The sequence below is a fragment of the Hominibacterium faecale genome, from assembly GCF_020734085.1.
Lineage (GTDB): Bacteria > Bacillota > Clostridia > Peptostreptococcales > Anaerovoracaceae > Hominibacterium > Hominibacterium faecale.
In genome coordinates this window covers 91,268-104,197 of record NZ_JAJAGH010000001.1, presented here as the reverse complement: position 1 = coordinate 104,197, position 12,930 = coordinate 91,268, and the positions used below count along the sequence as shown (strand labels likewise).

The following is a 12,930-nucleotide window of genomic DNA, read 5'->3' as shown; positions in this document are numbered from 1 at the left end:
TTCGCGTCCATGAGGAAACTGATTATGAATGAAAAAAAGACAGCGGACCGCCGGATCCGCAAAACCAGGCTGCTGCTGCGCCAGGGTCTGTCCAAGCTGATGCTGAAAAAAAGTATTAAGGAGATCACCGTCAAGGAGCTGACGGAGCTGGTGGATATCAATCGGGGAACGTTTTATCTGCACTATAAGGATATTTACGATATGGTGGAAAAGATCGAATCTGAAATCATGGAGGAATTCCGCATAATTTTGGATGCCTATCCCACATCCCAGCTCCAGCAATCGCCGCTGTTTCTCTTTACGGAGATCTATACCTATCTGGCGGATCACGCAGATTTGTGCGCCGCTTTCTTAGGGGAAAACGGAGATATCGCATTTGTCGAAAAGCTAAAGGGTCTGGTGCGGGATAAGTGTTTTCGTACCTGGGCTGTGAAATATGATAAGGCGGATTCGCGGACCTTTGAATGTTTTTACGCCTTTGTTGTCAGCGGTCATATCGGCTTGATCCAGGATTGGCTGGCATCTGGCATGAAAGAGTCGCCGGAAGAAATCGCGGCTCTGGCGGAAGAGATGGTGCTCCACGGCGCCGCAGCGCTGGAATCTTCAGCACAAGGAGAAGTATGAAGAAACGCTACAGTCGGGGTGTTTGGAAAGAGGCATTTTTTGCTGTATGCTGCGCTTCGTTGAACGGGCGCCAGATTGCGGAAAAGCAGGGGAAGCCGATGAGATTTCAGATTGGGGAAAATTACTTCAAACCGGTTAGGCGCCAGATTGGGGAAACCGCTTTAAGACCACAAGGTACCAGGCAGCGGAAAACTTTTGTAAAAACCGGCATTTTTTTCGCAAAGTTGTGGGGTTGCAGGGCCTGATTCTGGCAGAAAGCAGCAGAGCGGCTTAAAGTTGCAGTTTGAAGGGCCGCAATCGTTGAAAATTGCGTAAAAACTCAAATTCCATTCAGCTTTTTTTCGAAAAATCCATATAGCAGATTCGCGGCAAATGCGATAATAAACGTGTGTATTCCTACGTATTAACCAGCACCACCCGTGTGAACGGGTGGTTTGCACTGTGCCTGAAAGGCACCCCTACCTGCGAGCATCTCAAGATGCATTGTGAAAAAGGTCTGCCAATCGCATTACATTCTCAGACTACCCCTCCAAGAGGGGTTCTTTATTTATCCTCTTCCGGATCTTCTTTTTTAAATGGGTCGATGTATTCTTTTTTACTGATCTGGTCGTTGGCTATGTCTTCCTGCAATTGGCTCCTTATGTATTCTTGAATGGCTTTCTTGTTCCTTCCCACGGTATCTACCTGTATACCCTTTGCACCAGAATTTCCGATTTCCATAGCGGTATTTCATATTCGCATGCCGATCAAAAATCATCAACGAGCTCTTTCCTTTGAGATACCCCACGAAACTTGAAATACTGATTTTCGGTGGAATACGCACAAGCATATGGACATGGTCCGGATATAGATTTGCTTCGATGATCTCCACCCCTTTTTGCTCACACAGTTTCCTCAAAATCTTTCCTATGTCCACTTTGATTGTTCCATAAATCACTTTCCTACGATACTTCGGTGCAAACACAATGTGATATTTGCAATTCCATTTAGGTCAGTTTACAAGAGACTACACGCAGACCGTGAAACAGGCTGTGCTTGTAGGGCGAAGGCCGCAAGCGCAAGGCTGTTTTCGTCAGCAGACAGGGCGTATATGGAGCCCCCGTCCCTCGTCCTTCGTCTGGACTTAGGGCCAACTTGGCCCGATGTTGTGTATAGACACCCGGCAAAGCCAGTCGAGCCTGTTATGCGATTGCGGCTTATACCAATAAGGCACAGCTATCACTTTTTCCTCTTTTCAGGGTAAAAGGCGAGAAACAGCTTGATATAATCTGGTATTCTTGCAAGGTCGGGAGAAAAAAACCAAAAAGCAAAACCGTCACAGAATTCGTATTGTTTTCCGTGAAGGGTATAGCTTTTCCTGTGGTTACATGAACCGTCCTCTTTCATATTATGGCAATGCTTACAAGCTCCGTAAGCACCAGTAAAGGCTTGCTGTATATAGTCGGGAGCCTGTTCAATAGCCTGTCTATGTTTGTCTATATTGCTGAAATACATGCGAAGAATAAGGTCATCTTCGCGCAAATAAATCCGGGCGAAGGATTTTTTGCTTTTCACGTTTGCCTTCGTGTAGATTATCATTTTCCGCCCCCAACAATATCCGTCCCCAATTGTCTGGTTGCTGGTATATCCGAGCCTATCCATTTCAGCTTCAAAGGCTATTATAAATTTCTTGTCCTTAGGACTGACAAAACTATAGGTTTCTTCTTTTAATAAATCTTCCATCGATCTCTCCTCTAAGCTGTACGCCTTATTTGCCAAAGGCGTACTTGTCATTTTCTTTTACCCCTTTGCGGCACATAGCTTTTCGCCAGTTCGGATTTTTGGACAATCCGGGTCAGCCATTGTTTTTCTTCCTCTGTCTGCTTGTTATAACGTAACTTTGTCTGCTTGCAGAATACCATCAACAGTTGTTCCGCCCGGCTGCCCTTGAAGCTCGCCACTTCCTCTAAATCCCGTTTGAGTTCGTCCACAATGGTATTGCTGTATGTCCTCCATGATAGCGTCAATATCGTCATGTACCCGGCTGATGAAATAGTCGCCCTCCCGCACATGGGCGGCTTGCAGCACTCCGGCAGTCTTGTCATGCTCACCCGGTTGGTACTTCTCCACGATTTCAGTCCTCGCCACATCTACCCATGCGTTCAAGTTCTGTATCCGTGTGGCGGCGTTACCCTCCACATAAATCTGTATATCTGCCAGCAGCTTGACAAAATCCGGATGCGCCGCCAACTCACAAAGCAGACCGGTGTCAATCCATCCACTTTTCAGCAGGTCTATCATCGCCTCACTCAAACGCAGGTCTGCAAGCTCGGCGTTTGGGTGATTTTTTGTTTCGGTCAGCCCTAACAGATAATCAGCGGTCACACCGTAAAACTTTGCCAGCTTGATAAGGGCATAGTGGCTGATGTCCTTGTACTCGTCCGCTTCGTAGCTGCCCAGCGCGGACTTGGAAAGCCCGGTCTGCTCTGCAAGTTGTTCCAGCGTCAGCCCGCGCTCCACGCGCAGATCTTTTATGCGTTCCTGTATTGTCAAAGCCATGCTATCCCCCTTACTTTGAACACTCGACAAATGGGGAGCTGAAATACTACAAATTATCTTGAAATACTTTCGAGAATTAAAATATCGTGCTTATCCTTATCTCTCAAATCATAGCCTCTATGAAAGATTTTTTGTCCCTTTACAGATATACATGGAATTGTCTTTTCTTCAAAAACAGCGCTACCAAAAAGGTCTTTTTCAAACTCATACCAACCGCCCTCTAAATTCGCTTGTTTCGCAGTTCCGTCCTTATTCAGGACAAATGGGTGTATATCTAAATAACCGTGTTTTTCGCTATATAACTCTATTCTTACAGGTTTCCAATCAGTATCTACTTCATATCCAAACTCAAAAAGCAGATTTAACAATTTCTCTGTATGTTGAGAATCAAAATTTACATCAATATCCCGATGAACTCTTGTTTGTTTTCCTGCCAATATATCAACACCCCACCCGCCGTCAATCCAATATGATATGCCCGCATTTTCTAATAGACTGACAACACTCATTAAATCTTCTTTTGTTGTAACTTCTTTTCTGCTCATACGATTTCTCCCTTACAAGCTCCGATTTTCCTTTCTGTATCTTTATTCTACCACAATTCCGGGAGCGTGGAAATAGTGCGTTTTTCAGCCGTATTTCCAACCTTTCTGATATACGGGACGGGCGGTCAAAAAAGTGTAGACTTGTGTTAGTTCATCGATGGACAGGCACAAGTGAATGACCGTCCGAAAGAGATATTACCGGCTAGGGAAGTACGCCATAACGCCGCCACTTCTGGACAAAATGTCCAGAAGTCACTTCGGGTTAACTTGGCCCGAAGCAGGCCAGCGTACCAATGCCGGAACACGCCGCCGGGAGGGGGCAGGAACGGCTTTCGGGAGAACGGAGGAACGCATGAGCAAAAAACTACCAGAGATAGAGCGCACACCGGGCGGCGGCGCAGCGCAGACGGGCAAACGCCTTTATTCGGAAAACCTGCTGCAACTATGAGAACGGCAACTGCCTGATACTGGATGATGGGGAGGAATGTGTCTACCCCCAGACTATCTCCTATTCCATCTGCTGCAAGTGGTTTCGCTGGGCGGTGCTACCCTAGGACAAGGCGCTGGAAGCGGAGATTTTCCATAGCGACAGCGTGAAGCGGTGCGCCGAGTGCGGGGCGGCTTTCGTTCCCCGTTCCAAACAGGCAAGGGCGATTGAGGCCACGCTGGACGGCATTCACCCGCTGAACGCCGGAAGGAAGAAAGAGGAAGCCCTCGCCATGCTGAAAAAATGGTTCCCGCAGATGGAGAATTTCTCCGGACAACTGAAAAAGTACAAGGTCACGATAAATGACCTTTTGGAAGAAAACCGCAAGCTGGAAGCAAGGGCAAAGGCCTGCGAAAACGGCAAGACGAAAGACACGATGGAACGGGCGAAGCTGGAAAGCGAATTACATAATATCCAGCGGGTACTTGACCGTATTCCGCCCGATGTGTTGGCAGAACTGAAACGGCAACAGCAATATGGGAAGGATAGGTGATTTTATAAGCGGTATCAGGTGCAGAAAAGAAACAGAGGTCGTGACTTTTCAGAGAAAGGAAATCACGCTGGAAAATCTCTCCCCAGTATTCACCCCGGAACAGGAAGCGGCGAAACGCCGGGAATTGGAGCAGCAGCTTTATGACGTGTTCCGCAAGTACGCCGACAAGCGGCAGGAGGAGGAAGCCGGGGCGTAAGGTTTTCCAACGACAACATTGATTTGCGGGGCTGCTGGCGGTATAATAAAACTGTCAGCAGCTCCGTTTCTTTTTGAAGAAACGGAGCGACAAATGAACAATCGGATAGACGCAATCTACATTGAAAGCCAGATTGAGTTTTGCAAATACGAATTGAAAGGCAGTAACTGCAAGGAATACACAGACAAAGGGTACAGCGGCAAGAACACAGACCGCCCGAAGTTTCAAGAGTTGGTGCGAAACATTAAGCGGGGCTTGACTGTGGAAGCCATCAGCCCGGAACAGATCAGCCAGATTTCCGGCTATCTCGACACTTGGGACAGCGTATCCTTTGACGGCAAGCGGCGGGTGGTGGATTTGATGATTACCACCATAGCCGCCACAAGCGACAGCTTAAACATTACATGGAAAATCTGATGGGCGGCACATCTCCCGTCAGACCGTTACCTTGTGTAGTCCCTTGTAAACTGTACTTTGGTGTGTGCTAGACTATTTTTATCCATTTTGGATACCTCCTTTGTTACTTTGGTTGGCAGACCTAGTCTTATTGTAACAAATGGAGGTTTTCTTTTTTCTGCTCACCGCTGGAAGCTCTCCGGAACCACAGGCATAGCCCGTGGTTTTCGTTCATACAATAAAATAGAACGAGCTTTGCTTTCGCAAAGCCCGCTCTATTGGTGCATGTAATTATTGTAAGGAATTTCTTATTTCGAAGTTTGTTTGTATTATTATACTAACTCTGAAAGCAAGCATTGTCAAGGGGTTTGACCATTTTTAGGTACTTTTATTTTGTTACATAGCAACCATGTAACAAATGAGACTGATTCCGTAACAAATTGACCATTTTCTTAGCTTTTATTGATCGCCTATTGGCTTTTGACAGCCTCCGGTTTTGCTCTGTAATCCTACGAGCCGCCCAGATAAAAGACGGGCGGCCGCATAAAGCAAATCGCTTCATACGGCCGCGCCCTCTTATTAATGTGTGATTGTGGTCAATCTCAACTTATTTTGTTCTGGCTTTTACAACTTTTGAGTAAGTACCATAAACATTCTTGCCTTTTACTTTCTGATAAGCTCTTACCTTGTAGTAGTAAGTTCTGTTTTTCTTCAGCTTCTTGTTGGTGTACTTGGTTGTTGAGCCCTTCTTGATGGTCTTAACTGCCTTGTACTTGCCCTTCTGTGAAGTAGCGCGGTATACCTTGTATCCGTTCGCTTTGCTTACCTTTTTCCAGGAAACCCGGATGCTGGTCTTGCTTACCTTCTTTGCCTTTACGCGAGTCGGAGCCTTGGGAACCGGTTTTGCGCTGACAACTTTCGTGTATGCACTCGTCGCTGATCCGGAAATTGCTTTTACCTTGTAGTAGTAGGTCTTGCCTGTCGTCAGCTTCTTATTTGTGTAGCTGGCACCGGAGGTTGTGGCAACTTTCTTGAACTTGCCTTTTTTGGATGTTGCACGATAAACCTGATATTTCTGTGCGCCCACTGCCTTTTTCCAGGAAACTTTGACGCTGGTGTTGCTGGCGGAAGCGGCTTTCACGTTTTCCGGAGCGGAGAGGCTTACGGAAACTGCACAGGCAGCTGTCTTGCCATTGGCTGTCTTAGCGGTAATGGTCGCTGATCCTACAGCTTTACCGGTTACAACGCCGTTTGCATCTACTGCAGCGATCTTGGTGTTGGAAGATGTCCAGGTTACAGTCTTGTCGGTTGCGTCAGCAGGTGTTACGGTTGCCTTTAAGGCTACGGTCTTGCCTGTCTTTACGCTGGTCTTTGTGGTGTTGAGTGTGATGCCTGTAACATCTACGGCTGTTTTTACAGTTGCGCTGGAGAGCACGTATTCGGATGCATGATCCAGGGTAAAGGTAACCGTGTGAGCATCGCTTACGATCAGGGCTTTATCCCCTACCAGTTCCAGCTTTTTGGTCTTGCTGTTGATGTAATAGAGATATACAGCATCGCCAGGCTTGAAAGTCTTTTGATCAACGCCGATGGTGATGGTAGCAGGAGCCGGGAAATCGCCTTTGTGGTCCAGGGTAATACCCATTGTCTTGGCTCCTGTCGGCAGGGCTTCTGCAGCCAGCTTTTCAGAATCTGCCGTTACGGCTGCTTTGATTCCTGGCTTAACAGCGATGGATGCGTCTGTAATTTCACTTGTTTTAAATTCAAAAGTGGCAGCGATGTTTGTATCTTGATCTTTTGTTTTGATTACCAGAGTTTCCGCCTGTGAGCCTTTTGCTGCCTCGATTATCTCTTTACTGATTTCTGGAGCTGTTCCGTCAGCCTTCTGGGGAACTACAACTTCGACGGTCTCATTTTCACCGGCGGCAGCCAGCAGATTGGTAATTGTGTCTACTGTCGTGCTGTCCAGCGCTTCCTGGTCGGTTGCTGTTGTATCAATGGTTGTTTTGTTTTCATCTTTGTCTTTATCTACAGCGACTTGCTTGTCAAAAATGACGTTGCATTGGATATTCTGCTGTCCGCTGGCTGCGGTGATTGGATTCATTACAAAATTAATCAATGCAGTGATCATGTCTGCATTCGTCTCCGCATCGCGTAAATTGGCCAGTGAATTTGAACTCAAATTATTGAGACCGCTCATATCGATGGTCGCGCCCTGCAGTAATTTGGCTTCTGTTGCACCAACCCGCAGAATGGTTCCTGCCGGGATGTAGGCTTCTGCATCTCTGCCGTCTTTTAAGTTCGCTGCTTGGGTGTTCAATTCAACCGCATCGCGAATTGACTTCTGCAGTTCCGTTAAATTACCGGCATTATCCAATTTTAACGGTGTTCCTTTCGGATCGGTAAAGCTCAATCGTTCGCTTCCAATTTGCATATACGCATTAGCCGGAATCACCATATAGCTGTCATCCTTATCATAAGTAGTCGTGGCAACATGGGATGCCAGTTCCATCCAGGCAGCTCTAGTCTGTTCTGTGTTTGTGGATGCTTTAACAAGATAATCGGTATCTGTTGTGACAGTCTGTACCGCATAAGAATAATCTTTATCACCAATCTTACCCGAAATTTTTGCCTTCTGGAAATCTTTAATTGGTCCAATGTAATTTTCCAGATCAACCTGATCCTTACCTTCTATTCCGGTGTTTATGGTAATCTTATGGGACTTTGTTATACCCCCCATACCCAGGCTCTCAATGTTTTTCATCGTCAAGTCAATTTCTGCATTTCCCGCATTTACTTTGGCATTTTTAGGGATCTGCAGGTAAGCTGAATAGTCGTCACGGACAAAGGCCGAAACGATCGTCTCGCCTGACTTGATGGAAAGTTTTACTTTGTCATCTGTACCTGTAATTGTACTGTCTGACGAGTCGGCCCATACCGCCGGCGCTGACATGGTAAATAATACGGTCAGCGACAGAAGAAAGGCCAAAAGTTTTTTGGTTTTTCCTTGTTTCTTCATAACAAACTCCTTCTTAAATAAGTGTTAATGAGATAATGATCAGAGGCGTGAAGCACCTCGCACCATTCCGCCCTTTACGGCATCGCTGCGTTAAGCGGTCAGAACGGCATATTTTGTAAGACAGCGTCGCCGCTATCATTTTACAAACACTACTGTTGTCTTTGAGTATTGACTATAAACCTTTTTGCCGGCCGCCTTGCGGTAAGCTCTTACTTTATAGTAATACTTGGTTTTTTTGCTCAAGCTCTGGCTCTTATAGCTTCTCGAATTTTTCCCGGCGGTGCGGATCTTTTTAAAATGCTTGGTGTCGCCCTTGGAGCGATAGACCTCATATCCGCTGGCGCCCGCCACCTTCTTCCAGTAGCATTTAGCGCCGCGGCTGCCTGTTGCTTTTGCCTTAACGCCCTTTGGCGCTGCCGGGATGACTTTTACCTTCTTGATCGTCGTATAGGCACTGTAGGCCGTCTTCCCGTCGATCGCCGCATAAGCCTTCACCTTATAGTAATAGGTCTTTCCTGTTTTCAATTTTTTGTCCGTATAAGCAGTCGATTTTGTTGTTTTAACCACCTTATATTTGCCTTTTTTCGAAGTGGCTCGGTATACCTTGTATCCTTTGGCTCCGGCTGCTCTCTTCCAGGTCAGCCTGGTCTTGTTATACTCTTTTGACGTCACTTTCAGCCCTGATGGCTGGCCCAGTCTTACTTCAACCGCACAGACTGCTGTTCTTCCATCAGCGGTCTTGGCATAGACTTTCGCATTTCCCGGAGCAATAGCAGTTACTTCACCGGACTGGTTCACTTTCGCGATTTTTTCATTGGAAGCGCTCCAGGTCACAGTTTTATCGGCCGCATCTTCCGGCTGCACGGATGCCGATAGTTTAGACTTCTGTCCAGCTTCCAGGGACAAGCTGGTTTTATCCAGAGTGATTCCTGTGATATTCTTGCCTTTGTAAACCACGCTGGTCAGCACATAGCTGGATGCATGAGTCATCTTTACCGTAATGCGCCCGTTTGTATCAACGACCAAGTCTTTCGCCGTAAGGGTCAGGTTATTTTTATCCGTATCCAGATAATAGAGGTGAACCCGCTCTCCCGCCTTGAATCGATCACTGACATCCAGGATAAGCGTTGCCGTTCCGGGGAAAGCCCCGCTGTGTCCTAATCGCAGCGTCTTATTCACTGCATCAGCAGGCAGACAAGCTGCAAGCAAGGTCTGTCCTTTCGTGTCCAAAGTCTTGGAAATATCCACGTTTACAGGAAGATCCTCTCGGGTAAGCTCTGAACGTTGGAACACAAAGGTTGCATCAATTTTATCTTTGTCCTTGGTAACGGTTTGAATCACAATTGGCTCTCCGGTCTTTTCTTTTGCTTGTTTAAAGACATCGGCCGGTATGGTCGGCAAAGCCTCATCGTCCTTCTGTTCCAGCAGAATTACAATGGTTTCATTTTGTTCCGCCTTTTGGATCAGCTGGACAATCGGTTCCGCATTCAGCGCCCCCTGTTCGTCTGTTTCCGGCTGGATCGCTACAACAGGGTTATCTCCAACCCCTGGAATCTCCTCGCCCTGTTCCTCTGTGACAGATACTGCACAAGTTGCAAGCGTCAACTTGTCATTGCTGCTTTTGGCCTCGATTAAGGTGTTCCCGACAGCTTTAGCTGTCACAAGGCCGTTTTCATCAACTGTTGCTATATTTTCGTTTGTCGACATCCAGATTACAGTTTTGTCTGCTGCATCCTCTGGTTCAATCAAAGCAATCAGTTGTTCTTTATTCCCTTTTACTAGTTCTGTGCTTTGCTTATTTAAGTTGAAAGCAGTCACCAGTTTTTCTGTTCTTTTTACGCTGCAATCCTTGCATGTGTAAACCAGTTCTGTTCCGTCCTGATTTTCCACTCCAGTACTCCATTGGTGGTCTGCTTGTTCTTCATGTCCACAGAATGTACAGGTGTGTTTGTGCTGCGATTCATCAACACTGCTCCATGCGTCATATTCATGAAGCTTCGTCTCAACCGTTCCGCACTTTGTGCATGTTCTGGTATGATTCAGTCCATCTGCATCAGCTATCCAGTCACCTACGTGAGGCTTGGCAGCAGGTGCACCAATGGACTCTCCATTTTCATTGAGCCAGGTTAGCTGGAAGGAGTAGTCCTTTGTCTTCGGGTTTCCTTTATATCCATTGGCCTCTTTCGTTGTCAGCATCAGGCCTGCATCGCACTCTCTGCTGACAGAGTACTCGCTGCCGCAGACAACCTGTCCGGCCAAGGTCCCTTTTAAATCGAGAGCTCCGTTGAGAATCAGCTGTGCAGGAGACCGATCCTGCGGATATTGGGTATTATCTCCGGCATATCCGGTATTCAAAGGGTCTTCAAATTTATCATAGAAAACCACTTTTTTCTTTTCAGGAATAGTCAGTTTGGCATCCCTTGCTACTGTAACTTTTGCTCCTGGCATGAACTTATAATCATTGTCAAAGGAGTATTCTCCGTTATGAAATTCAAAGGAATAGTCACCGTCTATCGGATAAATATAATCTTTTGTAGAAAGATTTAAAGTGGTTATTTTTAGCGATGAATTTGAAAATGCTGCTCCCCCATACAATTTAATGATTTCAACCCCGTTTTCATATGACTTTTCCGCATAACTGCTTTCATCACTTAATCTGAAAAGTCCATTTTCATTATTAATCTGCGGGAAACGGGTACAATAAAACTTTCCGCCTCCGCCAAAGAGAGATGTCGCATACATTTTCACAGTTCCCACCAGCGAAGCGCCGTAATCAATCCGCGTTGTCGTTTGTATATTATGACAGTCGTACTCGTTCATTGGATAGACTTTGGCAAAATGCATATTACTAGCTTGCGTACCGCCCCTCCAGTGTCGAACAACATATAAATCTCTAATTTCACTGCCAGTTTCTCCACGTATTTGTCCCGTGCCTGTTATATAACCGCATACGTCCAACAAACCTTGATTTTTAACAATAAGATTTCCCTCTAGCTTAATCTGTGAATAACCGCCTGTAATATCCTGATCGTAATAACCGGCAGCCGGGCGGCCGACTACTGCGTTGACAAGAACTCTGCCGTTGATAAAAAGGGAGGCATCCTTGCTGATTGTCAAGGTATGATACAGTTTAGCGTTCTTTCCAATTCCAGTGTATGGCGTTGTTTTATCTGTCCCGTCCGGACAGTAACCGCTCGAAGCATATCCCTTTGTGTCCAAGGCATCGGTCGGCAGCAGAAGAAAAACATCTTTAGGAACCGTTGCATTGTTTTTAAGGGTCGTGTCTCCTGTCAAAATTACCGTATCGCCTGCTTTAGCTTCAGCAAGAGCCTCTTCTAATGAGGCGTAAAACTTTCCGTCGTTCCTCGCCGCATAATCATTCTGGCTGAAAACGGCTTTAATCTTAACGTTCTTTTCAACCTGGAAAGAATACTCCTTTTCTGCTGACAAGAACTGGCCCGCGCCGTCAACCCACCCCAGGAAATCCACTCCTGACTTGGGAGCTGCTTTGATCATTACTGTACTATTTCTTTTAATATCATTTATCGTTCCGTCCGTTTGAAGGAAAGCGCCTGCGTATTCTGCCGTTACCTGCCCCTTTGCAGCATCACCTTCAATGGCGACCCCTGCATTTTCTGTCTGAGCAGGAGTGATGGTTATCGTTTTTGTATATGATTTGCCGCTATTGTTGATGGTCAGTTCCAGCTTACGTTCGCTGCTGGTTTCCGTCATAGGAATTTCTACTTTCCCATTTGAAATAACAACTTCATTGCCGTCCAGACTCGCCGACAACTGAAGACCGCTCACTTTATCTGTGAGCTTTGTTTCTATTGTGTATGTAACATCTCCTCTTGAGGGGAAATATTCCTCATTGACGTCCTGGAACTTATATGCTTTGGAAGCAGTTCCGCTACTAATGGTAATGTCTGCAAGACCACGTATCAATGAAAAATCTCTTATAGAAACAGAACCCGTGCCTCCAAATCCCATATACAAAAAGGTTAGTGTGTGCGAACCTTCTGGAATGGGAACCATGATTTCTTTAAAGCCGTTCGTCTCTGTATTATAGGAGTCACCCTGCTGTTGATCATCTAAGAGTAATGCGAAAAAATCAAGGTTTCCGCCTTTTACTTCATACTGAAAGGAACACACTGCCGGTCCTGTAATTGTTTCTGTTTGAAACATTGCGCCATTAGATTCCACACCGCTTTTTGTATATGCTTTCGCGGCATCATCGTATATCCATCCACCTGGATTGGAAAATCCCGTCACGCTCCCATCCGGCGACAACTTGCTGGCATCAATATCCTCTGCAAACACACTGGCGCTCTGCGCTGCAAGAATCATCAGCACGATCACCAGCACCGCTAAGAAAGAGTTTCCATAACTACGCTCTTTTACATTCATCTTTCCGTTCTCCATTCAATTCCAAACAATTACCTTCCAATCATCAATCCAGCATCCCCGCTTCAAGCCTTTCCGAACAAAAAAACGCCGTCTATTGACAGCGCCCTCGTTTAAATAAAAAAATAATCGTATTAAAACGTTCCAGAACGTATGCTTCGAATTTGTTTCAAATGTTCTTTTTTATTTGCTGCACAAATTATTTGGCTGTCAATTTTTTGTTGGATT

Annotated in this window: 10 protein-coding genes and 1 pseudogene; 5 read left to right on the top strand and 6 right to left on the bottom strand. The window is 46.0% G+C overall.

What is annotated here, in order from left to right; translation table 11 throughout:
• The first annotated feature begins 24 nt into the window (after positions 1-24).
• On the top strand, positions 25-624 hold the full coding sequence (locus tag LG211_RS00430) for a TetR/AcrR family transcriptional regulator (protein WP_253021071.1): 600 nt from the start codon (positions 25-27) through the stop codon (positions 622-624).
• Between the two features lie 543 nt (positions 625-1,167).
• Here the strand turns inward: LG211_RS00430 and tnpA are convergent.
• The 4 genes and pseudogenes from tnpA to LG211_RS00410 form a co-directional block, all read right to left on the bottom strand.
• Positions 1,168-1,591 (bottom strand): annotated as a pseudogene (tnpA, locus tag LG211_RS00425) (IS200/IS605 family transposase).
• 251 nt (positions 1,592-1,842) lie between these two features.
• Positions 1,843-2,346, bottom strand: coding sequence for a hypothetical protein (locus tag LG211_RS00420; RefSeq protein ID WP_148395434.1), 504 nt, complete (start codon positions 2,344-2,346; stop codon positions 1,843-1,845).
• 144 nt (positions 2,347-2,490) lie between these two features.
• Positions 2,491-3,162 carry a helix-turn-helix domain-containing protein gene (locus LG211_RS00415; RefSeq protein WP_465250765.1) on the bottom strand — a complete coding sequence of 224 codons (672 nt, stop codon included), beginning with the start codon at positions 3,160-3,162 and terminating at the stop codon, positions 2,491-2,493.
• A gap of 53 nt (positions 3,163-3,215) precedes the next feature.
• A complete protein-coding gene (locus LG211_RS00410; protein WP_148395433.1) occupies positions 3,216-3,707 on the bottom strand; it encodes a nucleotidyltransferase domain-containing protein in 492 nt (163 codons plus the stop codon).
• A gap of 422 nt (positions 3,708-4,129) precedes the next feature.
• On the opposite strand from LG211_RS00410, the gene LG211_RS20090 reads away from it, so the two are divergent.
• The 4 genes from LG211_RS20090 to LG211_RS00390 all read left to right on the top strand — a co-directional run bounded on the left by LG211_RS20090 (position 4,130) and on the right by LG211_RS00390 (position 5,300).
• Entirely contained in the window at positions 4,130-4,261 is a 132-nt protein-coding gene (locus tag LG211_RS20090; protein ID WP_269476961.1) for a cysteine-rich VLP protein, read from the top strand.
• Between the two features lie 39 nt (positions 4,262-4,300).
• Positions 4,301-4,687, top strand: a complete 387-nt coding sequence (locus tag LG211_RS00400) for a hypothetical protein (protein WP_465250764.1) — start codon at positions 4,301-4,303, stop codon at positions 4,685-4,687.
• A 40-nt stretch (positions 4,688-4,727) separates the two neighbouring features.
• Complete coding sequence (locus LG211_RS00395) at positions 4,728-4,883, top strand: hypothetical protein (protein WP_465250763.1); 156 nt, start codon at positions 4,728-4,730, stop codon at positions 4,881-4,883.
• Positions 4,884-4,976: 93 nt separating this feature from the next.
• Positions 4,977-5,300, top strand: a complete 324-nt coding sequence (locus LG211_RS00390; RefSeq protein WP_417448589.1) for a recombinase family protein — start codon at positions 4,977-4,979, stop codon at positions 5,298-5,300.
• Between the two features lie 586 nt (positions 5,301-5,886).
• On the opposite strand, the gene LG211_RS00385 is transcribed toward LG211_RS00390, so the two are convergent.
• Complete coding sequence (locus LG211_RS00385) at positions 5,887-8,298, bottom strand: fibronectin type III domain-containing protein (protein ID WP_269476820.1); 2,412 nt, start codon at positions 8,296-8,298, stop codon at positions 5,887-5,889.
• Between the two features lie 135 nt (positions 8,299-8,433).
• Positions 8,434-12,705 carry an Ig-like domain-containing protein gene (locus LG211_RS00380; protein ID WP_269476819.1) on the bottom strand — a complete coding sequence of 1,424 codons (4,272 nt, stop codon included), beginning with the start codon at positions 12,703-12,705 and terminating at the stop codon, positions 8,434-8,436.
• Positions 12,706-12,930: the final 225 nt, after the last annotated feature.

What these genes read in the sequence shown, in the direction of transcription:
- LG211_RS00430 (WP_253021071.1), top strand. Translation starts at nt 25, where the DNA reads ATGAATGAAAAAAAGACAGCGGACCGCCGGATCCGCAAAACCAGGCTG.
- LG211_RS00420 (WP_148395434.1), bottom strand. Translation starts at nt 2,346, where the DNA reads ATGGAAGATTTATTAAAAGAAGAAACCTATAGTTTTGTCAGTCCTAAG.
- LG211_RS00415 (WP_465250765.1), bottom strand. Translation starts at nt 3,162, where the DNA reads ATGGCTTTGACAATACAGGAACGCATAAAAGATCTGCGCGTGGAGCGC.
- LG211_RS00410 (WP_148395433.1), bottom strand. Translation starts at nt 3,707, where the DNA reads ATGAGCAGAAAAGAAGTTACAACAAAAGAAGATTTAATGAGTGTTGTC.
- LG211_RS00390 (WP_417448589.1), top strand. Translation starts at nt 4,977, where the DNA reads ATGAACAATCGGATAGACGCAATCTACATTGAAAGCCAGATTGAGTTT.
- LG211_RS00385 (WP_269476820.1), bottom strand. Translation starts at nt 8,298, where the DNA reads ATGAAGAAACAAGGAAAAACCAAAAAACTTTTGGCCTTTCTTCTGTCG.
- LG211_RS00380 (WP_269476819.1), bottom strand. Translation starts at nt 12,705, where the DNA reads ATGAATGTAAAAGAGCGTAGTTATGGAAACTCTTTCTTAGCGGTGCTG.